Origin of the sequence: Tahibacter aquaticus, assembly GCF_004363655.1 — a bacterium.
Taxonomy (GTDB): domain Bacteria; phylum Pseudomonadota; class Gammaproteobacteria; order Xanthomonadales; family Rhodanobacteraceae; genus Tahibacter; species Tahibacter aquaticus.
In genome coordinates this window covers 114,372-139,790 of record NZ_SNZH01000017.1, presented here as the reverse complement: position 1 = coordinate 139,790, position 25,419 = coordinate 114,372, and the positions used below count along the sequence as shown (strand labels likewise).

General features: G+C 65.6%; 15 protein-coding genes, 3 tRNA genes and 1 riboswitch. Of the genes, 12 read left to right on the top strand and 6 right to left on the bottom strand.

Translation table 11 applies throughout. From position 1 onward, the window contains the following. Window positions 1-24: 24 nt before the first annotated feature. The gene (locus DFR29_RS23380) at window positions 25-765 is read left to right on the top strand and encodes a type 1 glutamine amidotransferase domain-containing protein (RefSeq protein ID WP_243746155.1); all 741 of its coding nucleotides are present in this window, start codon (window positions 25-27) and stop codon (window positions 763-765) included. 173 nt (window positions 766-938) lie between these two features. Here DFR29_RS23380 and DFR29_RS23375 read toward each other — a convergent pair whose 3' ends face one another. Together DFR29_RS23375 and gcvP are read right to left on the bottom strand one after the other, a co-directional pair. Next, entirely contained in the window at window positions 939-1,919 is a 981-nt protein-coding gene (locus tag DFR29_RS23375) for an asparaginase (RefSeq protein ID WP_133821058.1), read from the bottom strand. Window positions 1,920-2,054: 135 nt separating this feature from the next. After that, a complete protein-coding gene (gene gcvP, locus DFR29_RS23370; protein WP_133821057.1) occupies window positions 2,055-4,925 on the bottom strand; it encodes an aminomethyl-transferring glycine dehydrogenase in 2,871 nt (956 codons plus the stop codon). Between the two features lie 39 nt (window positions 4,926-4,964). Beyond that, window positions 4,965-5,060, bottom strand: a riboswitch (glycine riboswitch). 335 nt (window positions 5,061-5,395) lie between these two features. Between gcvP and DFR29_RS23365 the strand changes: the two genes are divergently transcribed. Both DFR29_RS23365 and DFR29_RS23360 read left to right on the top strand, forming a co-directional pair. Continuing rightward, entirely contained in the window at window positions 5,396-6,541 is a 1,146-nt protein-coding gene (locus DFR29_RS23365) for an ATP-binding protein (RefSeq protein WP_133821056.1), read from the top strand. A 30-nt stretch (window positions 6,542-6,571) separates the two neighbouring features. After that, a complete protein-coding gene (locus DFR29_RS23360; RefSeq protein ID WP_133821055.1) occupies window positions 6,572-7,126 on the top strand; it encodes a response regulator in 555 nt (184 codons plus the stop codon). 272 nt (window positions 7,127-7,398) lie between these two features. Here the strand turns inward: DFR29_RS23360 and DFR29_RS23355 are convergent, their stop codons facing one another. Further along, window positions 7,399-11,241, bottom strand: coding sequence for an EAL domain-containing protein (locus DFR29_RS23355; protein WP_133821054.1), 3,843 nt, complete (start codon window positions 11,239-11,241; stop codon window positions 7,399-7,401). 76 nt (window positions 11,242-11,317) lie between these two features. Further along, entirely contained in the window at window positions 11,318-13,075 is a 1,758-nt protein-coding gene (locus tag DFR29_RS23350; protein ID WP_133821053.1) for a cation:proton antiporter, read from the bottom strand. Window positions 13,076-13,425: 350 nt separating this feature from the next. On the opposite strand from DFR29_RS23350, the gene DFR29_RS23345 reads away from it, so the two are divergent. From DFR29_RS23345 to DFR29_RS23335, 3 genes are all read left to right on the top strand, one after another. Then, window positions 13,426-13,501: transfer RNA gene (locus DFR29_RS23345), tRNA-Ala, on the top strand. Between the two features lie 43 nt (window positions 13,502-13,544). Beyond that, window positions 13,545-13,620: transfer RNA gene (locus tag DFR29_RS23340), tRNA-Glu, on the top strand. A 79-nt stretch (window positions 13,621-13,699) separates the two neighbouring features. Continuing rightward, window positions 13,700-13,776 (top strand) — tRNA-Asp (locus DFR29_RS23335). A 117-nt stretch (window positions 13,777-13,893) separates the two neighbouring features. On the opposite strand, the gene DFR29_RS23330 is transcribed toward DFR29_RS23335, so the two are convergent. Then, window positions 13,894-14,391, bottom strand: coding sequence for a DUF1249 domain-containing protein (locus DFR29_RS23330; protein ID WP_133821052.1), 498 nt, complete (start codon window positions 14,389-14,391; stop codon window positions 13,894-13,896). A gap of 172 nt (window positions 14,392-14,563) precedes the next feature. After that, entirely contained in the window at window positions 14,564-15,379 is an 816-nt protein-coding gene (gene ppsR, locus DFR29_RS23325; protein WP_133821051.1) for a posphoenolpyruvate synthetase regulatory kinase/phosphorylase PpsR, read from the bottom strand. A gap of 325 nt (window positions 15,380-15,704) precedes the next feature. On the opposite strand from ppsR, the gene ppsA reads away from it, so the two are divergent. The 6 genes from ppsA to DFR29_RS23295 all read left to right on the top strand — a co-directional run bounded on the left by ppsA (window position 15,705) and on the right by DFR29_RS23295 (window position 25,368). Further along, window positions 15,705-18,080: a phosphoenolpyruvate synthase gene (ppsA, locus tag DFR29_RS23320; RefSeq protein WP_133821050.1), complete on the top strand. Its 2,376-nt coding sequence runs from the start codon at window positions 15,705-15,707 to the stop codon at window positions 18,078-18,080. 69 nt (window positions 18,081-18,149) lie between these two features. After that, window positions 18,150-18,608 carry a YaiI/YqxD family protein gene (locus DFR29_RS23315; RefSeq protein ID WP_133821049.1) on the top strand — a complete coding sequence of 153 codons (459 nt, stop codon included), beginning with the start codon at window positions 18,150-18,152 and terminating at the stop codon, window positions 18,606-18,608. 227 nt (window positions 18,609-18,835) lie between these two features. Then, complete coding sequence (gene lexA, locus DFR29_RS23310; protein ID WP_133821048.1) at window positions 18,836-19,471, top strand: transcriptional repressor LexA; 636 nt, start codon at window positions 18,836-18,838, stop codon at window positions 19,469-19,471. A gap of 4 nt (window positions 19,472-19,475) precedes the next feature. Next, complete coding sequence (gene imuA / locus DFR29_RS23305) at window positions 19,476-20,099, top strand: translesion DNA synthesis-associated protein ImuA (protein ID WP_133821047.1); 624 nt, start codon at window positions 19,476-19,478, stop codon at window positions 20,097-20,099. 521 nt (window positions 20,100-20,620) lie between these two features. Next, a complete protein-coding gene (locus DFR29_RS23300) occupies window positions 20,621-22,108 on the top strand; it encodes a Y-family DNA polymerase (RefSeq protein ID WP_166654287.1) in 1,488 nt (495 codons plus the stop codon). After that, window positions 22,105-25,368 carry an error-prone DNA polymerase gene (locus tag DFR29_RS23295; protein ID WP_133821045.1) on the top strand — a complete coding sequence of 1,088 codons (3,264 nt, stop codon included), beginning with the start codon at window positions 22,105-22,107 and terminating at the stop codon, window positions 25,366-25,368. Before DFR29_RS23300 ends, DFR29_RS23295 begins: the two co-directional genes overlap by 4 nt. Window positions 25,369-25,419: the final 51 nt, after the last annotated feature.

Here is a 25,419-nt window from a genome sequence, read left to right as displayed (position 1 = left end):
CCCTTCCCGCAAAGGACCAGCCCCATGAATTCCCTGCTCGCTTCCCTGTTGCTCGGCATGAATACCACCGCTACGCCGCCAGCCACGCCACCCAAGCCCGTGCTGATCGTGCTGACCAGCCATGGCAGCAAGGGCAAGACCGGCAAGCCGACCGGGTTCTATCTCGGCGAGCTTACCCACCCGCTGGCCGTGCTGGAAGCCGCAGGCATTCCGGTCGAAATCGCCTCGATAAAGGGCGGCGAACCGCCGGTGGACGGCGTCGATCTGGACGACGCCACCAATGCGCACTACTGGAAGAATGACGAATTCCGCACACGTATCCGCAGCACGCTGCCGCTGGCCGATGCAAAGCCGGAGCGCTATTCGGCGATCTTCTTCGCCGGTGGCCATGGCGCGATGTGGGATTTTCCGGACAGCCCGGCGGTGCAGCGGGTCACGCGCACGATCTACGAGCAGGGCGGCGTGGTCGCCGCCGTGTGCCATGGCCCCGCAGCACTGGTCAACGTGACCTTGAGCAACGGCGACCACCTGGTCAAGGGCAAGCAGGTCAGCGCCTTTACCGACGACGAAGAACGCGCGGTACAGCTCGCCGACACGGTGCCCTTCCTGCTTGCGAGCAAACTGGCCGAACACGGCGCGCTGCACCAGCCCGCGCCGAACTGGACCGCCAAGGTCGTTGTCGACGGACGCCTGGTCACCGGGCAGAACCCGCAGTCGGCCACTGGCGTGGGCGAAAAGCTGCGCGATCTCGTGTTGGCAAAATAAGCGCACGCGCCTTCGTAGGGTACGGTGAGCGAACGCAAAATTTCGACGCGAGGTATTGCTGTCAGGCCATGTCGCAGGACCGTGCGGCGCAATTCGCTGCGCTCATCGGCGCCCTACGAATCGACTTCGTCGGGTGCGATGAGCGAACGCGAATTACACCGTGAGGTGCCTGCTCAATAGCGATCGAACAGATCCTGCAGTTGCGCCGTCGTCGCGCCGCGCGCCAGGCCCAGCAGCAACAGCAGCCGCGCCTGCAGCGGCGTGAGGTTGTCGGCGCTGACAAAGCCACAGCTGTCGTCGTCGACTTCGCCGTTGCGCACGGTGGTGCCGTTGGAGACGCGGCTGGCGCGCACGATGCGCACGCCGCGGGCCGCCGCAGCCGCCAGCGCTTCGCGCCAGTCGGGGCGCAGGTTGCCGTTGCCCACGCCAGCGAAGACAAGGCCGTCGGCACTGCGGCTGGCGGCGTCGATGAGATCCGGGGCCAGGCCCGCATATGCCGTCAGCAGATTCACCCGCGGTGCCTGCGCCGGTACGGCAAAGCCGCCGCGGTCGCGCGTCGGGCGCTGGTATATGAATACATTTCTGTCTTTTACCAGGCCAAGGCGGCCGTACTGGTCGGCGCTGAAGGCGCCGGGCACGCTGTCGCGCTTCTGCAGGCCGCGGGCAGCCAGCAGCACGTCGCCGAAGACCACGACCGCGCCCAGGCCGCGGCAGGCCGGATGCGCCGCAGCGGATACCGCGTGGTAGATATTCATTGGCCCGTCGGCACCCAGCGCCGTGGCCGGACGCATGGCACCGGTCAGCACCACCGGCTTGTCGCTGGTAGTGGTCAGATGGAGGAAATACGCGGTTTCTTCCAGCGTATCGGTGCCGTGCAGCACGACCACGCCGTCGATGTCCTCGCGCGCCAGCACGGCCTGCACGCGTGCCGCGAGTTTCTGCCAATGGCCGAACTCGATATAGGCGCTGTCGATGGCAAACAGCTGCTCGGACTCGACCGTGGCCAGGCCGTCCAGACCCGGCACGGTGGCCAGCATGCCCTGTACGTCGATGGCACCGGCGCGATAGCCGAGCTGGCGGGTCGGGCCGTCCGCGGCACCGGCAATGGTGCCGCCGGTGGCGATCAGGGCGATGCGCGGTAACGCTGCGGACATGCGGCGGAAACTCCTGGGGAAAAGCGGATCAGTGGTGGCGTCGTCGAGCCCATTCGGCAACAAGGCTCCTTGCGGAGCCTTGTTGCTTTTTTACTTTGTTTCTTTTACTGCATCAACGGCCAGCCGCACCGCGTACTAGGCTTCCGCTTCTTCCTTGTACGCATCCACCGGAATACAGGCGCACATGATGTTCTTGTCGCCGTAGACGTTGTCGACGCGGGCCACCGGCGGCCAGTACTTCTGCTGGCGCAGCGTGGCCAGCGGGAACGCAGCGAGTTCGCGCGGATAGGCGTGGTTCCACTCGCTGCCGCAGACCATGCCGGCGGTATGCGGCGCGTGCTTGAGCGGGTTGTCCTCGCGGTCGAGCTTGCCCTCTTCCACTGCACGGATTTCCTGGCGGATCTCGATCATCGCGTCGATGAAACGGTCGAGTTCGTGCTGCGATTCCGATTCGGTCGGCTCCACCATCAAGGTGCCGGCCACCGGGAAGCTCAGGGTCGGCGCATGGAAGCCGAAGTCGATCAGGCGCTTGGCTACGTCTTCGGCGCTGATGCCGGTGGTGTCCTTGAGCGGGCGCAGGTCGAGGATGCACTCGTGCGCGACCAGGCCGTTGCGGCCCGTGTACAGCGTTTCGTAGTACGGCGCCAGACGCTTGGCGATGTAGTTGGCGTTGAGCAGGGCGACCTGGGTCGCCTTGCGCAGGCCGGTCGCGCCCATCAGCGTGACGTACATCCAGGAAATCGGCAGGATCGAGGCCGAACCGTAGTTGGCCGCGCTGACCATGCCGACCGCGCCTTCGCCGCCGAGGGTGCGCGGCAGGAACGGTGCCAGGTGCGACTTGACTGCGCAGGGACCGACGCCAGGGCCGCCACCGCCGTGGGGAATGCAGAAGGTCTTGTGCAGGTTCAGGTGGGAAACGTCGGAACCCCACTTGCCCGGCTTGGCCACGCCGACCAGGGCGTTCATGTTGGCGCCATCGGTATACACCTGGCCGCCGTGCTGGTGCACGATTTCGCAGATCTGCACCACGTCTTCCTCGAACACGCCGTGGGTCGAGGGATAGGTGATCATCAGCGCGGCGAGGCGGCTGCTGTACTTCTCGGCGGCGCGGCGGATGTCTTCCACATCGACGTTGCCGTTCGCATCGCACTTGGTCACCACCACCTGCATGCCGCACATCTGTGCCGAGGCCGGGTTGGTACCGTGGGCCGATTCGGGAATCAGGCAGATGTCGCGGTGCGCTTCGTTGCGCGAGCGGTGGTAGGCGCGGATCGCCAGCAGGCCGGCGTATTCGCCCTGGGCGCCGGAGTTTGGCTGCAGGCTGACCGCGTCGTAGCCGGTGCATTCGACCAGCATGGCTTCCAGGCCGTCGATCAGTTCCTTGTAGCCCTGGCTCTGGGTGGCCGGCGCCAGCGGGTGGATATTGCCGAACTCGGGCCAGGTGACCGGAATCATCTCGGCGGTGGCGTTGAGTTTCATGGTGCAGCTGCCCAGCGGGATCATGGTGCGATCCATGGCCAGGTCCTTGTCGGCCAGCGCACGCAGGTAGCGCAGCAGCTCGTGTTCGCTGTGGTGGGTATTGAACACCGGATGCTGCAGGAACTTGCTGGTGCGCTTGAGGCCGGCCGGCAGCGCTTCGGCCGCGGCGCCGTCGAGGGCATCGATGTCGGCGATGTTGGCGCCGAACAGCTGCGCTACGGCGATGACGTCTTCGCGCGTGGTGGTTTCGTCCAGGCTGATGCCCAGGCTGGCCGCATCGATGCGGCGCAGGTTGAGGCGAGCGGCCTCGGCCTTGGCATGGATCGCTGCGGCGTCGACGCCGACCACGTGCAAGGTATCGAAGAAATCCGGTCCCACGGTGACGCCGGCGGCACGCAGCGCGGTGGCCAGGATGGTGGCCAGGCGGTGTACGCGCGTGGCGATGCGCACCAGGCCGTCGGGGCCGTGGTAGACCGCATACATGCTCGCCATCACCGCCAGCAGCACCTGGGCGGTGCAGATGTTGGAAGTGGCTTTTTCGCGGCGGATATGCTGTTCGCGCGTCTGCAGGGTCAGGCGGTAGGCCGGCTTGCCCTGGCTGTCGATGGACACGCCGATCAGGCGGCCCGGCATGGAGCGCTTGAAGGCGTCGCGGCAGGCCATGAAGGCCGCATGCGGACCGCCGAAGCCGAACGGCACGCCGAAACGCTGGCTGTTGCCGACGACGATGTCGGCGCCCCATTCGCCCGGTGCAGCGATCAGGGTCAGCGCGAGCAGGTCGGTGGCGACAGCGACCAGGCCGCCACGGCCGTGCACGGCCTGGGCCAGCGCGGCGTAGTCGTGGATCTGGCCGAAGGTGTTCGGGTATTGCAGCAGTGCGCCGAAGGCATCGACGCCGGCGGCTTCGCTGTCGTCGCCAATGTGCAGCTGGATGTCCAGCGGCTCGGCGCGGGTCTTGAGCAGTTCCAGCGTCTGCGGGTGCACGCCGCTGGAGACAAAGAAGGTGTTGGACTTGGACTTGGCCGAGCGCTTGGCCAGGGTCATCGCCTCGGCCGCGGCGGTAGCTTCGTCCAGCAGCGAGGCGTTGGCGATTTCCATGCCGGTGAGGTCGGCGCAGAGGGTCTGGAAGTTGATCAGCGCTTCCATGCGGCCCTGGGAGATTTCCGCCTGGTACGGCGTATACGCGGTATACCAGGCCGGATTTTCCAGGATATTGCGCAGGATGACGTTAGGTGTGTGGGTGCCGTAATAGCCCTGGCCGATAAAGCTCCTGAACACCTGGTTGCGCTGGGCGATCGCGCGGATCTTGGCGATGGCTTCCACTTCCGAGATCGCGCCGGGCAGGGCCAGCGGGGCAGCGGACTTGATCGAAGCCGGCACGATGGCGTCGGTCAGGGTCTCGAGGGAGTCGTGGCCGACAACACCGAGCATATGCGCGATTTCGGCATCGTTGGGGCCGATATGGCGTTCGATAAAGGCGTCGTGGTGCTCGAGTTCGCGCAGGGAGGGTGTGCTGTTCTGGCTCATGATGGAGACGTCCGAATACGACGCGCATGCCGCACGTCGGGGCGCCCCTCTGTCCTTTTGCCTGAGAGTTTGGAAGCGCGGACGCTTCGTGCCCCTTCGGCGCCGGATCCAACCGGTCTCTCCAGAGTGTTCGCGCGCGGTGGTTGGGGAGCCTGAGCGATTACGGGCGTTGCGCCTTCGGCAGCGGGGCGGAGCCCGCTTCTCCCACCGGGTGCGTAGCCGGCGAGTATAGCGGCCGGGCCGGCCCAAGGCGACGGGGGCCGAAACACCCTGCCCGGCCAACGGCAGGGCCGTCGTGACCGCCGCCGCCCGGCGGGCAGAAAATCCCGACCAGGCGGCGGCAGGGCTTATCCGTCCCCTGCGCCTGCAACGGTCAGGCACACGGGAATTTCACTTTCTACGCATTTCCTTTTCTGGACAAATCGCTAAAACTCGGGTCATTGCACTCGTCGCAAACCGGGCCAGCGTCCATGCCACAGTCGAGTACGCCACGCCTGCACGCCGCACTGGATGCCGTCGGTACGCCACTGCTGCTGTTGCAGGGCAGCCAGGTCGCCCATGCCAACCCGGCCGCGCTGCGCCTGGCCGAAAGCCTGGCAGGCGGCCAGGGCGATCCGGAGCTGCGCCTGCGCGAACTGGTGGATCGCTGCCGCAGCGAGCACGGCAATGCCCTGCCCGGCCGCTCGCTGCTGTTGCCGCTGGCCGGCGAGGATGCCGCGCTGGCCCTGCTGCTCGACTACGAGCCGCTCGCTCCCGCGGCGCAGCCGGACGGCAGCGAACTGGAACTGGCCCTGGCTCGCCTCAACACGGTGCAGGAACAGCTGGTGCAATCGGAGAAGATGGCCTCGCTGGGCCAGCTTGCCGCTGGCATCGCGCACGAGATCAACAACCCCATCGGCTACGTGCATTCCAATCTCGGCACCCTGCAGGAATACCTCAACAACCTGTTCGGCCTGATCGAGTGCTGCGACAGCGTGATTTCGCAACAGGGCGTGATGACGCCCGAGCGCCGCGCCGAAGTCGCCGAGCGCAAGCGCGCCATCGATTTCGGCTTTCTGGTGCAGGACTTGCCGCAACTGCTGGCCGAGTCGCGCGAAGGCATAGACCGGGTACGCCGCATCGTGCAGGACCTGCGCGATTTCTCCCGCGTCGACCGGCTGGAAACCTGGTCGCTGTACGACCTGCACCGCGGCCTGGACTCGACCCTGGGCATCGTCTGGAACGAGGTCAAGTACAAGGCCGAAGTGCGCAAGGAATACGGCAACCTGCCGCTGGTCGAATGCCTGCCGTCGCAGATCAACCAGGTGTTCGTCAACATACTGGTGAACGCGGCCCAGGCGATCGAGCAGCGCGGCGAGATCGTGGTGCGCACGGGGACGCTCAACGATACAGTGTGGATCGAGATCGCCGACAACGGCAGCGGCATTGCGGCCGACAACCTCAAGCGCATCTTCGATCCGTTCTTCACCACAAAACCGGTCGGCAAAGGCACCGGCCTGGGCCTGTCGATCTCCTACGGTATCGTGCACAAGCACCATGGCGACATCGCCGTGGAAAGCCAGCCGGGCCGCGGCACCACCTTCCGCATCGTGCTGCCGCAGCGGCAGGCAGCCTGAGTCCTGCGCCAGCGACAAGGAATCGCATCCATGTATCGCGTACTTATTGTCGACGACGAACCGAACATCCTCACCGCGCTGCGGCGAAATTTGTCCAATATTCCACCCAGCATGCTCGACGGCGAGCGGCTGGAGCTGATTCCCGCCAACAGCCCCGAGGACGCGCTGCAGCTGGCAGTGGCGGAAAATTTCGACCTGGTGATTGCCGACCTGCGCATGCCCGGCATCAGCGGCGTCGACCTGCTGGCCGAGATCGCCGCGCGCCAGCCCTACGTGGCGCGCATCCTGATGAGCGGCTATGCCGACCTGGAAGCGATCATCACCGCGGTGAACCAGGCGCGCATCTTCCGCTTCATCCCCAAGCCCTGGAACGACAACGACCTGCGCATGGCCGTGGTGCAGGCGCTGCATTACCGCGCCATCCTGCTGGAAAACCAGCGCCTGGCCGATCTGGTACGCGCCCAGCGCGGCCAGCTCGAACGCCAGGATGCGGAATTGCGCCGGCTGGAAATGGAACATCCGGGACTGACGCGGCTGGAGCGCGACGAGTCCGGCGCAATCTTTATCGACGAGGATGATCTGTAGCGAAGCCGCAGGCGATCGCCGCGGCGTGTTCGGTTCCTGCGCGCAACCGGCTTGATGGGATAGCCATTACGGAGTTCCGCCATGCCACCATCACGCCCGCCATCCTTTGCGCCATCGCCGCCGCCGCGCTGTCGTGTACTGCGGATTTCGTCGTCACGCGCATGCTGTTCGATCCTTGAAGCCAGCACCGCAGGCTGCGATCAGGGTTTCGCCATGACGCGCGCGGCCGGCACAGTGCCCGCACTGGCCGGGCGCTCTTTTCCACCCTTCCACTAACCCGTCGCCGCCATGCGAAATGCCTCGCGCACCATGCGGCGCAGTTCCTCGTCGTCCCAGGGCTTGGCCACGAAGCGGTAGACGGCGCCACGGTTGACCGCTTCGGTCAGCGAGGCGAAATCGCTGTAGCCGCTCAGGATCAGGCGCACGGTGGCGGGATACATGTCCTTGACCCGGCTGAGGAATTCGGTACCGCTGATATCCGGCATGCGCTGGTCGGAAATGATCACCTGCACCGGCTGCGCGGCGAGGATCTCGAAGGCCTGGCGCGCGCTGGTCGCGGTCTCGATGCGATAGCCGTCGCGGCGCAGCAGGCGCACCAGTGCCCGCAGCACGTTTTCCTCGTCGTCCAGCAGCAATAGCGTGCCGCCACCGCCCCGCTCCTCCAGCACGCCGTTCATCGCATCCTGGCGCAGGTAGCGCCGACGCAGCACGTCGAAGGTCTGCGCCTCGGGCATGGGCACGCAGAAGTAGTTGCCCTGGAACTGGTCGCATTCGTTGCGCCGCAGGAACGCGGCCTGGCCCAGGGTTTCCACGCCTTCGGCGCTGACCGTCATGCCCAGCTGATGGCCTAGGGAGATGACGGCCCGGCAGATGCCGGCCGAGCCCGGGTCGGTGATGATGTCGCGTACGAAGGACTGGTCGATCTTCAGCTTGTCGATGGGAAACCGCCGCAGATAGCTCAGGCTGGAATAGCCCGAGCCGAAATCGTCCAGCGACAGGCTGACACCCAGCGCCTTGAGCGAACGCATCGCGACGATGACGCGCTCGACTTGCGCCATCACCATGCTTTCGGTCAGCTCCAGCTCCAGATAGCGCGGCGGCAGACGCGACACTTCCAGCGCGCGCTGTACGCGTTCGAGAAAATCGGGCCGCTGCAGCTGCACGGCCGATACGTTCACCGCGACGGTGAATTCGGCCAGGCCGCTGTCGAGCCAGCCGCGCGCGCGGCGGCAGGCCGATTCCAGCACCCATTGGCCCAGCTCGACGATGATGCCCAGTTCTTCGGCCACCGGAATGAAACGCCCCGGCGCCAGCAAGCCGTGCTGCGGATGATTCCAGCGCACCAGCGCCTCCACGCCGCGCACCTGCCAGTCGTGCGCACCGATCTGCGGCTGGAAATGCAGCACCAGTTGGTCGTTGAGAATGGCCTCGCGCAGACCCAGGCCGAGTTCGCGCTTGTCTTTCAGTGTCTGCGAATAGTCGTTGGAGAACGAGGCCACGGCGTTACGGCCATCGTCCTTGGCCTGGATCATGGCCGCTTCGGCCTGGTGCATGAGTTCGCGCGCCTGTGCGCCGTTCTCCGGAAAGCAGCTCACGCCGACGCTGCAGGTGAGATAGATCTGCTGCGTACCCAGAGTGATGGGCTGCTCGATCAGCTGGCGCAGCGCTTCGCCCAGCTCCTGCTGGTCGGGTCCGTCCAGGCTATCCACGCGCACCAGCAGGAATTCGTCACCGGCGATGCGTGCGACGCGGCCCTGCTCGCCCAGCGACTGCAGCAGGCGCTGCGCCACTGCATGCAGCACCTGGTCGCCGACGACATGGCCGCGGGAATCGTTGATCAGGTGAAAGCGGTCCAGGTCCAGATAGAACACGCTGACGCGCCCTTCGCGCAGTGCGGCCGCGGCGAGCGCGGCATTGAGAAACGCCTCGATCTGCTCCGTGCGCGGCAGGCCGGTGGTGGCGTCGTGGCTGGCGTAGTGGGCCAGTTCCTTCTCGTAGCGGCGCCGCACGGTGATATTGCGCGCGACGGCGAAGATGCGCTGGTCCGGCGACAGCGCCGCCGCCCATTCCAGCCAATGTACTTCGCCCTCCGCATCGACCCAGCGATTGACGAAGGCGTCGACGCGGCCCTGGGCCAGCACCTGGGCGGTGAAGGTCGCGGTGGCCGCGACATCGTCGGCATGTACGTAGGCGCGCCAGTCGCTGTGCAGCACCTGGGCCGGGCTGCGCTTGAGCAGCAGATGCGTGGCCGGGTTGAACTGCGACAGTCGCCCCTGCGCATCGACAATGACGAACAGTTCCGGCGACAGGGAGAAGAAGCGATCGCGCTCCAGGCGCGCCTCTTCCGCCTGCAGGCGCTCGCTGATGTCGCGGAATACCACTACTGCACCGGCGACTTCGCCGTCGAAATTCAGCGGCGAGGCGATCAGGTCTACCGGCATGGGCCGGCCGTCGCGCCCGGCGAACTGGGCGTGCTCGGCGATGCGCGCATCCTGCTGCATCGCGCGCATGGCCGGGCCGCCAAGGGCCGAAGCGGCACTCAGCTGCAGCGCCTCGCCGGCCTGCGGCAATTCGCTGCCATCCCAGCCCAGCATTTCGCGCGCGGCCTGGTTGACGAAGGTAAGGCGGCCGCTGCGGTCGATCGCGTACAGGCCTTCGCCGATGCTCGCCGCCATCGCCCGCACGAAGGCCAGCTGCTGCGCCACGCCGCGCTGCGCCTCGCCCAGATGCAGGTGCATCCAGCAGCGCTGCACATTGCTCACGGTGAGGCGGGCGAACTGCTGCAGCAGCACCTCGTCATCGTCGTCGAACACGCCGTCGCGCAGGCCGAACCACTCCAGCGTACCGATGACGATGCCGCGGTCCGAACGCAGCCCCATGCCCAGCCAGTGGCCGTTTTCCGTGGCGGCTTGCCCATCGTCCGGCACGGTTTGCCAGCTCTGGCGTTGCGGCTCGGCCAGGCCCATCGCCTGGCTGCGCAGCGCGGACGGCAGGCGGTCTGCCTGGCAGAACCGGGCCGGCCGCGTCACCACGCAGATCACTTCGCGGCCGCGCTGCTGTACCGCGGCAGGTTCAAGGCCGACGCGGACGAAATCGACGCCGTCGATCTGTGCCATCGAACGCGCCAGCTGCAGCAGCAGCGCGTGTACGTCGTTCAAGGCGGCCGCGGCGAGCGCTACCTGGTTGAGGTCGAGCAACTGGTCGCGGCGCAGCAGCGATTGTTCGTAGGTGCGGCGCAAGGCCTGCTCGGAGGCGCGAAAGCGCGTGACATCGCGCGCAATCAGGAACAGCCCGCTGGTGCGGGCGCGATCGCGCAGCGGCACCAGGATCAGTTCGAGTTCGCGCGCGCGGGCACCCGGCCGCGGCACCGTCGCCTCCATCGACTGGGCCGTGCCGCGCAGCACTGAGGGCAGGCGCACCTGCAGCGCGGCATAAGTGGAGTCGTCGAACAGCTGCTGCAGCGGCACGTCGTCGAGTTCGCCCTTGCTGCGGCCGAAGACCAGGCGTGCGGCCTCGTTGGCGCCGCGGATGCGGCTTTCCGCATCGAGGTAGAGCACCGCGTCCGGATGATTGTCCAGCAGCGAGCGGTACAGTTCCCTGCCCTGCTGCAGCAGCGCCACGGCTGCATCGCGCTGGAATACGAGTTCGGCAATCGTCGCCGCGACGCGGGCCATGGTCTGGGCAGAAGAATCCGCCTCACGGCGATCATTCAGCGCAATCAGCAACTGGCCCATGCGCAGGCCGTCGACTTCATGCAGTGGCTCTACCCACAGGCTGCTGTAGCCGTCGGCAATGGCCAGCTCGCTCCAGCGCACCAGGGAAGTCGTCGCACTGCGCAGATCGAACCAGCCTTCCGCGCGTGCCAGCTCGCTGGACTCGGCCAGGGCCGCGAACAGCGCCGCGGTGACTACGTCGCTGCTGCCGCTCCAGCAGCAGGTCCGTCCGTCCTCGCGCACGACCACGCCGATGGCCGCGGTCGGAAATTCCAGCCGCAGCAGTTCCGCCAATTTTTCCAGCACGCGTTCGCGCGGCGCGCCCAGCGCCAGCAGGCGCAGGATTTCATTCTGCCGCCGCAACCATTGCGCACCGTGATGCAGGCGACGGGAATCGCTCATGCCTGAGATCGCTCTCCGGGGAAATGCAGCAAAGCGCACGATGCAAAGAAATATACACGCTCACCCTTGCCAGGATTCAACCGTCGCTGCGCGAAGACTGCATCACGTCGCGCAGCGCCGCCTGCAGGCGTGCATGAACCTGGATGAAAGAGCGCCAGAGAAACGCCGCCAGCGCCGCCGCCACCAGCAGCAACAGCAGCAACACTTCGCGCGAAGGCAGGATGGCCGAGCCCAGCGCCATGACGAGCACAGCCAGAATCACCAGCACAGCCAGTGGAATCATTTTGCCCAGTACGCGGCGCAGGGCGAAGGTGCGTGCACCGGCAGCACCGTCGCGTATGCCCAGTTCGGCCAGCACCATGCCCAGCGCATCCGCCTTGCGATAGGCCGCGATCAGCATGGGCATGGAGACGAACAGTGCCAGCGACCACAGCAGGCTGCGGCGCAGGGTTTCGCCGGCCGTCCATTGCGGCAGCCATTCCAGCATGCGTGGCTTGAGCCAGGCCGCGCCGAGGAATACCGCGACCACCAGCGCCATGTTGATCACGATATGCAGCACCAGGCGGCGCAGCATGTGGGCGATCGCGGCGTTCTCTTCCACCGGCCCGAGGCCGGCGATCCAGTGCGCGTAGGCGATCATCAGCGAACGCACTTTGCGTGGCAGCAGACTGTGCAGGCGATCGGCAATGCGGTCGGACGAGCGCAGCAGGATGGGCGTGACGAAGGCTGTCAGCACCGAGGCGGCGACCGCGATCGGATAGAGGAAATCGCTGATTACGCCGCTGGCCAGGCCGACACCGGCAATGACGAAGGAAAATTCGCCGATCTGCGCCAGGCCCAGGCCCGCGCGCAATGCCGTGCGGCCGTCGTTGCCGGCGATGACGCCGCCGAAAGTCACGGCCAGAGTCTTGCCGATCACCACGACGGCGGCGACCAGTACCACCGGCACGATGTACTGGAACAGCAGACCGGGCTGGATCAGCATGCCGATGGCGACGAAGAACAGCGCGCCGAACATGTCGCGCACCGGCTCGACCAGATGCTCGACGCGCTTGACCGACGCTGCCTCAGCCACGATCGCGCCGGCGACGAAGCCGCCCAGGGCCACCGAGAAACCCGCCTTCGCCGCCAGCAGCGCCGCGCCGAAGCAGATAGCCAGCGACGTCACCAGCAGCATCTCGCTGCTGCCTTCGGCCGCGACATGGTCGACCAGCCGCGGCAGCAGCAACAGGCCCAGTATCAAAGCCACTACGATGAACAGACTGAGCTTGCCGACCGTGGCCAGGGCCATGCCGGGCTCCACCGAACCGGTGATGGCGATACCCGACAGCACCGCAATCAGCACGATGGCAAAGATGTCCTCGATCACCAGGATGCCGAAGACCAGCCGGGCAAAGCGCTCCTGCTTCTGGCCGGCCTCGTGGATTGCCCGCAATACCAGCATGGTCGAAGAAATCGCCATCATCGCGCCGAGGAACAGTGCATCCATGGTGCGCCAGCCGAACCAGCGGCCGAGTTCGTAACCGGCCCAGAGCATCAGCATCACTTCCACGCCGGTGGCGATCAGCGCCGCCGCACCGACTTCGCGCAGGCGGGCCAGACTGAATTCCAGCCCCAGCGAGAACATCAGCAGCACGACGCCGAGATCGGCGAAGCCGCGGATGCTTTCTTCGTCGGTGATCAGGGCGAAAGGCGGCGTATGCGGCCCGATCAGCAGGCCGGCCAGGATATAGCCCAGCACCACCGGCTGGCGCAGCTTGTGGAAGATCAGGGTCGTGCACCCGGCGACGACCATGATGACGGCGAGATCGGTGAGAAATTCGATTCCGTGCATGGCCTACGTGTACCGTGCTGCCCAGGGCGACAGCAAGCGTCGATTACAGCGGCCGCTGTCGCCACACGGAACGCCTGCGATCGGGCAGGCACGGTGTCGAATCCTGCCTTTTGTTCTCTGTCAGCAGCCTCTCGTACCTGTAGAGGTGATCGGCCCCGCATGACGTGGCTGCGAAAACGCCAGGCGAACAGCGCCACGACGCCGGCGTCGAAGGCCGCTTGATCACTGCATAGACAGTTTTTGCTCACAACTTCGCCAAATGCCGCTCAATGACGGCGGGCGCAAAAAAAATTTCATCAAAGGGGTTGACGGTCGAGGTCGCCCTCCCTAAGATTCCGCTCCTCCGCAAGGGGGCCATAGCTCAGCTGGGAGAGCGCTACAATGGCATTGTAGAGGTCGTCGGTTCGATCCCGACTGGCTCCACCAGGATTCATACGCAGTACGTTTTTCAACAGTCAGAAGAGGTTACGTCCCCATCGTCTAGAGGCCTAGGACATTACCCTTTCACGGTAGCGACCGGGGTTCGAATCCCCGTGGGGACGCCAATCAAAAGGAATGCAGGATGCATTCCGCTCCAAGTGAAAGTTGGAGCAAAATCAACAAAAGGAATTGTTGTAGTTTTATGGAGTGGTAGTTCAGTCGGTTAGAATATCGGCCTGTCACGCCGAGGGTCGCGGGTTCGAGTCCCGTCCACTCCGCCAACTGTCAAGGAACCCGCCTACGGCGGGTTTTTTGTTGTCTGCGTTTTGCCGCCTCGCGGCTGAAGATGCAGACGGCTCCTGCGATGAAACAACAGCGGAAATTTCAACGCCGGCGGATCAGCCCTGGCGGCGCTGCAACGGCTGCTGGCTGTCCGGCGGCATGGGTCTGAGCGTACCGACGGAATGCCCCTGCTCGCCAAGGTATTCCAGCCAGCGCGTGAGGAACTGGTTCATGCGCAGGCGATGCTGGAATACCGTCTGCGCCGGCGGATACGGCCCCAGCACATCGATCAGATGACGGCCCGGATGGCAGTGGGTGGCCTCAGCAAGGCGTGCATCCTGGTACAGGCGCAGCCAGGCTGAGGGGGAAAGTTCGCCGCTGGCACTGTCGCGCAGGCAATAGTTGAGGCGCAGTTCCACCGTATAGCGGTGCTGTTCGATCAGATCGAGGCGCACGTCCAGGCCATCGTCGATGCTGGACAGATACGTCCCGGCGGACAGGCGCTGCGGCGCGAACAGCCGCACCAGGCGCCGATGATTTTCCGCGTACAGGCCCATCAGGTAGGCAAAGCGGCCCGGGAACAGATTCAAGCGTTTGTCGGCAACTGTCGTCATGCGCAGAATCATAGCAGCGGGCCGTGACACGACCAGACTGCCCAGAATCGGCCGGCGCTGTTAGGATGGGGCTCCACTGCCCGCAGCCGGCGCGACGGATTTTCCGCCCCGGTGCCGGCGCCTTCCCGAGTGCCCCGGCCCTTGCCGCACGCTGTTGCGCCGCACGGCGCGCTCAGAACATGTGCCGCTCTATGCCCAGCGCCGAGAGGATCTTGCTGGCAATTTCCTCGATCGAGGTATGCGTGGTGTTCTGCACCGGAATGCTTTCGCGCTTGAACAGCTTGTCGGCCTGGGCCAGTTCCCAGCGGCATTGTTCCAGCGTGGCGTAGCGGCTGTTGGGACGGCGGTTCTCGCGCACCTGGGCCAGGCGCACCGCGTCGATGGACAGGCCGTACAGGCGATGGCGGTACGGCCGCAGCTGCGCCGGCAGTTCCATCTTTTCCAGATCGTCGTCGGTCAGCGGATAGTTCGCCGCCTTTACGCCGTAGTGCAACGCCATGTACAGGCAGGTCGGCGTCTTGCCCGAGCGCGACACGCCGACCAGGATCATCTCTGCATCGGCATAGTTGGTCGACACGCCATCGTCATGCGACAGGGCGTAATTGGTCGCGTTGATGCGCGCCTCGTACTCGGCGAAGTTGACCAGGCCATGGGCCTTGTTCACATGCCGCGAACGCATCGTGCCCAGCTCGGCTTCGAGCGGGCCGATGAACGGCGCGAACACGTCCACCATCAGCGCACCGCTGGTGGTAAGCACTTCGGTCAGGGCCGGATCGATGACGGTATTGATGACGATGGGCCGTTGCCCGGTCTGGGCATGGCAGGTCTTGATGCGGATCGCCGCAGCGGCGGCCTTGATCTCGTCGTCGACGAAGGGAATGCGGAAAGTGTCGAATTCGATGCCGTCGAACTGGGTCAGCACCGAATGGCCTATGGTTTCGGCGGTGATGCCGGTACCGTCGGAAATGAAGTAGATCGTTCTGCGCATGGGCGTCCTGGCAACGGCAACGGAACAAAACGGCGGCCTTGTCCAGCCGGGCCCGGCAGGCGAAGCGTCTGGGCAGGCCGGAAAACGGCGCGAGGCGTGGAAGTGTAGGCGATGTATCTGCGATGTCGCAGCGCACAACTTGTTTCATCGCGCGCGAACCCGGAAAATTGACCGTCTTTTCTGACGCCGACGCCCGTCGGCGGATCTGCACCACCGCGCTACCGCCCTGCCCTTGCCGCTCGCCGCGGCCAGCGGCAATGGTCGCGCCGCCGGCAGGTTGCGCAGGGCCCGGTGTCGCATCCTTACCGCAATCCGGAGATTGACCTTGAGCGACCTGGTGCTTTGGCTGGACAACCTGCGACTTGCCGATCTGGGCAAGGTCGGTGGCAAGAATTCGTCGCTGGGCGAAATGATCGGCAACCTGGCCAAGCTCGGTGTCTCGGTGCCGGGCGGCTTCGCCACCACGGCCGATGCATTCCAGCAGTTCATTGCCCAGAGCGGCCTGGCCGATCGCATCCAGCAGCGCCTGGCCGGGCTGGACGTGGAAAACGTCGATGAACTCAACCGCGCCGGCGCCGAGATCCGCCGCTGGGTGATCGAAACGCCGCTGCTGCCCGAGTTCGATGTGGCAGTGCGCGGCGCCTACGCCAAACTCTGTGCCGATGCCGGTGGCAGCGACGTTTCCGTCGCCGTGCGCTCTTCCGCCACCGCCGAAGACCTGCCCGATGCATCGTTTGCCGGCCAGCAGGAAACCTTCCTCAATGTCACCGGCGCGGACGACGTGATCCTCAAGGTGAAGGAAGTCTTCGCCTCGCTGTACAACGACCGCGCGATCGCCTATCGCGTCCACCACGGCTTCAAGCACGAAGACGTGTTTCTTTCCGCCGGCGTGCAGCTGATGGTGCGCTCCGACGTCGGCGCCTCCGGCGTGCTGTTCACGCTGGACACCGAATCGGGTTTTCGCGACGTGGTATTCGTCACCGGCAGCTACGGCCTGGGCGAAATGGTGGTCCAGGGCGCGGTGAATCCGGACGAGTTCTATGTCTACAAGCCCACGCTGAAAGCCGGCAAGCCGGCCATCCTGCGGCGCCAGGTCGGCGCCAAGCAGCAGCGCATGGTGTATTCCAGCGTAGCGGGCGAGCGCGTGCGCATCGAGGAAACGCCGGCGGCCGACCGCACGCGCTTCTGCCTCAGCGACGAAGACGTGCATGAGCTTTCCCGACAGTCGCTGGTGATCGAACAGCATTACGGCCGACCCATGGACATCGAGTGGGCCAAGGACGGCATCACCGGCAAGCTGTATATCGTGCAGGCGCGCCCGGAAACGGTGAAGTCCCGCGCCCGCGCCACGCAGATCGAGCGCTATCAGCTCAAGGGCAGCAGCAGCGTGCTGACCGAAGGCCGCGCCATCGGCCAGAAGATCGGCGCCGGCACGGCCAAGGTGATCCGCTCGCTTGCCGACATGAGCCGCGTACAGCCCGGCGACGTACTTGTCGCCGACATGACCGACCCCGACTGGGAACCCGTGATGAAGCGCGCCGCCGCCATCGTCACCAACCGCGGCGGCCGCACCTGCCACGCCGCCATCATCGCGCGCGAACTGGGCGTACCGGCCGTGGTCGGCTGCGGCAATGCGCTGGACACGATTCCCGACGGCGCCGAAGTCACTGTCTCCTGCGCCGAGGGCGATACCGGTTTCATCTACTCCGGCAAGCTCGATTTCGAGCGCATCACGGCTGACCTGGATGCCATGCCGCCGGCGCCGCTGAAGATCATGATGAACGTGGCCAACCCCGAGCGCGCCTTTGACTTCGCCATGCTGCCGCATGCAGGCGTGGGCCTGGCGCGTCTGGAAATGATCATCAACAGCCATATCGGCATACACCCCAAGGCACTGCTGGAATACGCCAGGCAGGATGCGGAGACCAAGCGCAAGATCGACGAGCGCATTGCCGGCTACAGCGATCCGGTCGCGTTCTACGTCGACCGCCTGGCCGAAGGCATCGCCACCATCACGGCGGCATTCGCGCCGCATCCGGTCATCGTGCGCCTGTCCGACTTCAAGTCCAACGAATACGCCAACCTCATCGGCGGCGCACGCTACGAGCCGCACGAGGAAAACCCGATGATCGGCTTCCGCGGCGCCGCGCGCTACGTCGACCCGAGCTTCCGCGACTGCTTCGCGCTGGAATGCCGCGCGATGAAGAAGGTGCGCGAGACCATGGGCCTGGACAACGCCTGGGTCATGATTCCGTTCGTGCGCACGCTGGAGGAAGGCCGCAAGGTGATCGAGGTGCTGGCCGAGAACGGCCTCAGGCGCGGCGAGAACGGCCTCAAGCTCATCATGATGTGCGAACTGCCGTCGAATGCCCTGCTGGCCGAGGAATTCCTTGAAATCTTCGACGGTTTTTCAATCGGCTCGAACGACCTGACCCAGCTCACCCTGGGCCTGGACCGCGATTCGGCCATCGTTTCGCACCTGTTCGACGAGCGCAACCCGGCGGTGAAGAAGCTGCTGTCCATGGCCATCCAGACGGCCCGGGCCAAGGGCAAGTACGTCGGCATCTGCGGCCAGGGCCCGTCCGACCACCCCGACCTGGCACTGTGGCTGATGGACCAGGGCATAGAATCGGTGTCGTTGAACCCGGACACCGTAGTCGACACCTGGCTGAAACTGGCCAAGGCCAAGAGCGCCACCTGATCGTGTGCGGCGCAGGCGGCCCGGTGCCGCCTGCGCCGCTGCGAACGCCATCGCACAGCAAGGATAGAAATGCGCCTCTGGGTCGATGCCGACGCCTGCCCCAACGTGATCAAGGACATCATCTTCCGCGCCGCCGACCGGGTCGGCGTGGAAACCATCCTGGTCGCCAACCAGTACATCCGCACACCGCCCTCGGCGCATATCCGTTCCATGCAGGTTCCCGGCGGCTTCGACGCAGCCGATACGGCCATTGTCGAACGCGTGGAACCGGGCGACCTGGTCGTCACTGCCGATATTCCGCTGGCTTCCGCCGCGATCGACAAGGGCGCCCTGGCGCTTAATCCACGAGGCGAATTGTATACAGCCGACAGCATCGCCCAGCGCCTGAGCCTGCGCAATTTCATGGACGAGCTGCGTGGCGCCGGCGTCGACACTGGCGGCCCCGCCGCCTTCCACGCGCGCGACCGCCAGGCCTTCGCCAACCAGCTCGACAGCTGGTTGGCGCGGTACAAGAAAAGCCAACCTTAGAAACGTAGGCTGGGGTAAGCCGCCAGGCGCACCCCGACATCGAGGTGTCCCACCCGGCAAAAGCCCATGCCGAAGAAATCTCCACCGTCACGCGGTGAGAAATTTCTTCGGCATTTTTTGTTGCGGAAATACCTCGATGCCGGGGTGCGCCTGGCGGCTTACCCCAGCCTAGGCCGGCTTCGCAGGGACACTTGCGCACCTGTGCCGATATACGTACATTCGTACGTATGCACTCCGACCTCACCCAGAACCAGCAGCGGGTACTCGACTATATCGCCGGGTACGTGGCCGAGCACAGCCAGGCGCCCAGTCTGCGCGAAATCGCCGAGGCACTGAGCCTGCGCAGCCACAGCTCCGCCCAGGACTATGTCGAGGCGTTGGTGCGCAAGGGCGCGCTGGAGCGCCTGCCGCAGCATCGGGGCCTGCGCCTGGCCGGAGCTGGCCAGGCGCGCCAGCGCGCCAACGCGCGGCCCGCCTTGCGCGAACTACCGCTGGTCGGCCGTGTCGCTGCCGGCACGCCCATCCTCGCCGACAGCAATATCGAAACCAGCTATGCCATCGATGCCGCGCTGTTCCGGCCGCGTGCCGATTTCCTGCTGCGTGTCGTCGGCCTGTCCATGCGCGACGCCGGCATTCTCGACGGCGACCTGATCGCCGTGCACCGCACGCCGGATGCCGACGACGGCCGCATTGTCGTGGCCCGGCTGGACGACGAAATCACGGTCAAGCGCCTGCAGCGCCGGCACGACCGCCTATTGCTGCTGTCGGAAAATCCGGATTTCGCGCCGATCGAAGTCGATCCGCGGCGCACCAACGCCTTCGCCATCGAAGGTCTGTATGTCGGCGTGATTCGCCAGGGGTAAGCCCATGTCTGCTGCAGGTTTGCACGAAGTCTTGCGTCATCCCGGCGTCTGGCGCCGCTCCTCCAGCGCCGGCCCGCTGCTGCGTACCCAGGCCACCGGCTGCGCAGAGCTCGATGCCATCCTGCCCGGCGGCGGCTGGCCAGTCGGTGCCCTGTCGGAAATCCTGTTCAGCCAGGACGGCCTGGGCGAACTGAGCCTGCTGATGCCGGCACTGGCCGACCTGACCCGCCGCCGCCGCCGCGTGGTGTTCGTCGCCCCGCCGTATATCCCGTATGCACCGGCCTTGCGCGCCCACGGCGTCGATCTGAGCCAGGTAACGCATATCGAGGCCGACGGCAGCGACAACGCCTGGAGTACCGAGCAATGCCTGCGTTCCGGCGGCTGTGGTGCCGTGCTGACCTGGCTGCACAAATCCGACTACGCCCAGTTGCGACGCTTGCAGCTGGCGGCAGAAACCGGCGGTTCGCTCGGCTTTGTGTTTCGTCCGGCGGCGATGGCGCATAACCCCAGCCCATCTGGCCTGCGCCTGCTGGTCGACAGCGTCGGCGAGGACACGCGCATCGAAGTAGTGAAGTGTCGCGGTGGTCTGGATACCCGGCGCGATACGCGTTTGCGCTGGAACGGTTGATTTTTTTTGCAGTCCTCCGCGCGCGACGGTGACGCCGCCGGCAGTCGGCGTCCTGGCGCGGCGCGCGCGGGGGTCTGTAAATCAGTACACCGGGTTTTCAAGGAAGACACGCGCACAGGGATGTGCGACCCGATGTCCTTCTCCATGCCTGCCGCCGCTGCGCTGCAGCGGCCTGGAATTGTGCCGCTCCAGTCCCTGGCTTGGTATCGCACCGCAACGGCTTGTAGTGATGCAACCGCAACGAATTGCACTGCAGCAACGTGTGTAGGATGCAATGAGCACGACGAATTGCACCGCAGGCGCGACCAGACGGCACAGGCCACGCCGGCCAGGCCAACCCTCCATGACGGTCCGCTGCATGCATCAACGCCGCCCGCCGAAGTTTTCACGCCCTGTACAAGCCTTTCCTCACGGCGATGCGGTAGTTCACTGAACAACGGATTCGCCATACCCGCCGCCAGTCCTGTGCAGCGGAACCGATTTCCTTCAACCACCGCGGCAGCGCGTTTCGAGTCTCCGTCGTGCTCTGGGCCTGTATCCATTTTCCTGCGCTTCCGCTATGTGCGGTGTTTGCCGAACTGGCCACCTCGGCGCACCCCTGCGCGCTGTATGAGGGGCCGCGGCAACGGCCGCTGATCGTCTATGCGAATGCAGCGGCGCAAGCACGCGGCATTCATCCCGGCCTGGTCCTGGCGGCGGCGCGGGCACTGTGCAACCAGGCCGATTTCCGCCGGCGCGAGCGCGATGCGGAACAACACAGCCTGCAACTGCTGGCTACCTGGGCCTATCGCTTCAGTGGCCAGGTCAGCCGTGCCGAACCCGACACCGTCTGGCTGGAAGTCGGTGCCAGCCTGACCTTGTTCAAAGGCTGGCCAGCCCTGCTACGGCAATTGCAGCAGGAATTGCAGGCGCTGGGTTTCGGGGCGTATCGCCTGGGCGTGGCACCCGTCGCGGCAGCAGCGCGGGTACTCGCCCTCAGCCATGACCAGATTGCCCTGCGCCAGCGCAGTGCCATGCTGCAGGCGCTGGAGCAAGCACCGCTGGCACTGAGCGGACTGCCTGCAGCCGCGATCGCGCAATTGCACGGCATGGGCTTTCGCCAGCTGCGCGACATCTTCGTTCTGCCGCGGGTGGAACTGAGCCGGCGCATAGGGCCGCAACAGGTGCACTGGCTGGACGTACTGCGCGGCGATGCGGTGGAAACGCTGCCCCTGTACCAGCCGCCGGACCGGTTTTCCCGGCGCATCGAACTGGACGGGCTGGTTGAAAACTGGCAGCCGCTGCTGTTTCCCCTGCGCCGGCTGGTGCGCGAACTGGCCTTGTATCTGCACGTGCGCGACAGCGGCGTGCAGCGCTTCGAACTACACCTGGAACACGAAGACCGCGCGCTGACCCGGCTGCCAGTCGGCCTGGCCAGCGTGCAGCGCGAAGCCGACGCGCTGTACGAATTCTGCCGCGGCCGCCTGGAGCGCGCGGAAATTCCGGCCGAAGTCAGCGCGTTTGCCCTGGTGGCGGAAGACCTGCCGCCGTTCCGCCCGGGCCACCGCGATCTGTTCGAACCGGTACGCAGCGAAGGTCTGGACTGGCCGGCCCTGACCGAACGCCTGCGCAGCCGCCTCGGCGACGACGCCTTGCGCGGCCTTGCCTGCGTTGCCGACCACCGGCCCGAACGCGCCTGGCGTTTTACCGAAACAAACTTTGCTGATAACGCTACAAGTAAAAAGACGCGAGTCTCGGCAAACCCGTCGACGCGGCCGCCCGCCGCGGCCATCACAGACAACGCGCCTTCGCCGACGCGGCCATTATGGCTGCTGGCACAACCGATTCCGCTGCGCCAGCCGCTGGCACAGATCCTGGCTGGTCCGGAGCGCATCGAAAGCGGCTGGTGGGACGGCGGCGATGCGCGGCGCGACTACTACATCGTGCGCTGCGCCAACGGCCAGCGCGCCTGGGCCTTCGTGCCTGTCGACGAGCACAGCGGCTGGATGCTGCATGGCTGGTTTGCATGAGCGAGCAACCCATCGACCTGGCCGCCCGGCGGCGCCAGCGCGAGGCCGCCAAGGCGCGCGAACAGGAAGGCGCGCCCGCGCCGCCTGTTCCCGCCGACGTGGCAAGCGTCACGGCTAGCGTCGGCACCGAGGACGAGCCGCACTACGCCGAACTGCATTGCCTGTCCGACTTCAGCTTCCAGCGCGGCGCATCCAGCGCCGACGAACTGTTCGGGCGCGCCGCAAAACTCGGCTATGCCGCGCTGGCCATTACCGACGAATGCTCGCTGGCCGGCATCGTGCGTGCGCGCAATGCCTCGCGCGAACACGGCCTGGCGCTGATCGTCGGCAGCGAATTCCAGCTCGACGCCGGCTTGCGGCTGGTGCTGCTGGTGGAAGACCAGCAAGGCTATTCCAACCTTTGCTGCCTGATCACCACCGGGCGCCGGCGCAGCGCCAAGGGCGACTACGCGCTGAGCCGCTGCGACCTGGAAAACCTGACGGCTGGCCTGCTCGCCCTGTGGCTGCCGCCAGCCGCGCAGGCAAGCGCAGCACAGGCCACAGCCCAGGCCGCATGGCTGAAGCAGCATTTTCCACAACGCTGCTGGATTGCGCTGGAACTGCACCGCGACGGCAGCGATGCGCAGCGCCTGGATTTTCTGCAACAGCTGGCGCAGCAGCAACAACTGCCGCTGGTGGCTGCCGGCGACGTGCACATGCACCAGCGCCGCCGCCGCGCCCTGCAGGACGTGATGACGGCAATCCGCCTGAACATCACGGTAGACCAGGCCGGCCACGGGCTGTTTCCCAACGGCGAGCGACATTTGCGCCCCTGGCCGGCCTTGCAGCGCATCTATCCGGCCGAGACCTTGGCGGAAAGCCTGCGCATCGCCCGGCGCTGCCGCTTCAGCCTGGATTCGCTGCATTACGAATACCCCAGCGAAGTCGTGCCGGTGGGTATGCGCGCCATCGATCATCTGCGCGCGCTGACCTGGGCCGGCGCGCAATGGCGCTGGCCCGGTGGCATCGAAGCAGCGAATGGCAAACAGCTGGAAAGCGAACTCGCGCTGATCGCCCAGCTCAAGTACGAACACTTCTTCCTGACCGTGCACGACATCGTGCAGTGGGCGCGCGCTCAAGAGCCTCCCATCCTCTGCCAGGGCCGTGGCTCGGCGGCGAATTCGGCCGTGTGCTACTGCCTGGGTATCACCTCGATCGATCCGGTCAAGAGCAGGCTGCTGTTCGAACGCTTCATTTCCGAAGAGCGGGACGAACCACCCGACATCGACGTGGATTTCGAGCATGAGCGGCGCGAAGAAGTGATCCAGTACGTATTCGACAAATACGGCCGCGATCGCGCCGCACTGGCGGCGACCGTGATCATGTACCGGCGCAAGAGCGCCGCCCGCGACGTGGGCCGCGCGCTGGGCCTGGGCGATGACCAGCTCAACCAGCTCAGCGAGGCGTATTCCCACGCCCATGGCGATATTCCGCTGGCGCAGCGGCTGGTCGAATGCGGCTTCGACCCCACCAGCCGGCTGATGCGCCAGCTGATCGTGCTGGTGGAAGAACTGCGTGGCTCGCCGCGCCATCTGTCGCAGCATGTAGGTGGCTTCGTCATCTCCGAACACCCGCTGCATACCCTGGTGCCGGTGGAAAACGCCAGCATGGCCGACCGCACCGTGATCCAGTGGGACAAGGACGATCTGGAATCCATGAAATTGCTCAAAGTGGACTGCCTCGCCCTGGGCATGCTCACCTGCCTGCGAAAATGCTTCGATCTGCTGCGTGTGTACGAAAAGCTGGACTGGGAGCTGGCCGATGTGCCGGCAGACAACGAGGCCACTTACGCAATGATCCAGAAAGCCGACACGATTGGTGTATTCCAGATCGAATCGCGTGCGCAGATGTCGATGCTGCCGCGGCTCAGGCCCAGGGAGTTCTACGATCTCGTGGTCCAGATCGCCATCGTGCGGCCCGGCCCGATCGAAGGCGGCATGGTCCATCCCTACCTGCGCCGCCGCAAGGGGCTGGAGCCGATCGAGTATCCGGCTTCGACCAGGCAGAGCGCGGCGCAGAACAAGGACAATCGGCAGCGCATCGAGGAAATCCTCAAGCGCACCTGCGGCGTGCCGATCTTCCAGGAACAGGTGATGAAGCTGGTGCAGGTCGTTGCCGGCTTCACGGCCGGCCGCGCCGACCAGCTGCGCCGCGCCATGGGCTCGTGGCGCAACGACGGCACGGTGGCAAAGTTCCAGCAGGAAATTTATGCAGGAATGGAAAAAGAAGGTTATCTCGAATATGCCGATGGCCTGTTCAAGCAGATCAAGGGTTTCGGCAGCTATGGCTTTCCCGAATCGCATTCGGCCAGTTTCGCCCTGCTCGCCTATGCCTCGTCGTACATCAAATGCCACCACCCGGCGGTGTTCACCTGTGCCCTGCTCAATTCGCTGCCTATGGGTTTCTATGCACCGGCACAGCTGATCCAGGACGCACGGCGCCACGGCGTCGAGGTGCGTCCGGTCGATATCGTGCACAGCGAATGGGATTGCACGCTGGAACGTGCCGGCAACACCTTGGCATTGCGGCTGGGCTTTCGCCTGGTCAAGGGCGCGGCGCAAGCCATGGCGACGCGCATCGTGCAGGCGCGGGCGCAGGCCGCGTTTGCCAGCGTCGCCGACCTGGTACAGCGCGCCGCGCTGGACCGCTTCGAACGCGAACGCCTGGCCGAAGCCGGCGCGCTGCAGCCGCTGGCCGGACACCGCCATCGCGCGCGCTGGTACAGCGCCGGCGCAGAACGCCTGCCGCCGCTGCTGGCCGCGGCGCAGAGCGCGGAACTCGAAGTGGATCTGCGCGCGCCCAGCCTGGCGGAAAACGTCGAGGCAGACTATGCGACGCAAGGCTATTCGCTGGAAAGCCACCCTGTCGCGCTGGTGCGGCCGCGGCTCAAACGCGATCGCCTGGCCGATTCACGCAGCCTGCTGCAGTACAGGAACGGCGACAGCGTGCGCATCGCCGGCCTGGTCACGGTGCGGCAACGCCCGCCGGCCGCAGGTGGAGTGACCTTCCTGACCCTCGAAGACGAGTTCGGCCAGATCAATCTGGTGGTCTGGGAAAACATCGCCTTGCGCTATCGCCGTGCGCTGCTGGAATCGGTACTGCTGCGGGTCGACGGCAAGCTGCAACTGCAGGACGAGGTACGCCACGTGATTGCACAGCGGCTGGAAAACCTCAGCGGGCTATTGCCGCAGTTCGGCATTCATTCGCGCGATTTCCAATAGATGCCGCTTCGCCGACCGGCGCCACTTGGAATACTTATCAACAAATACGGG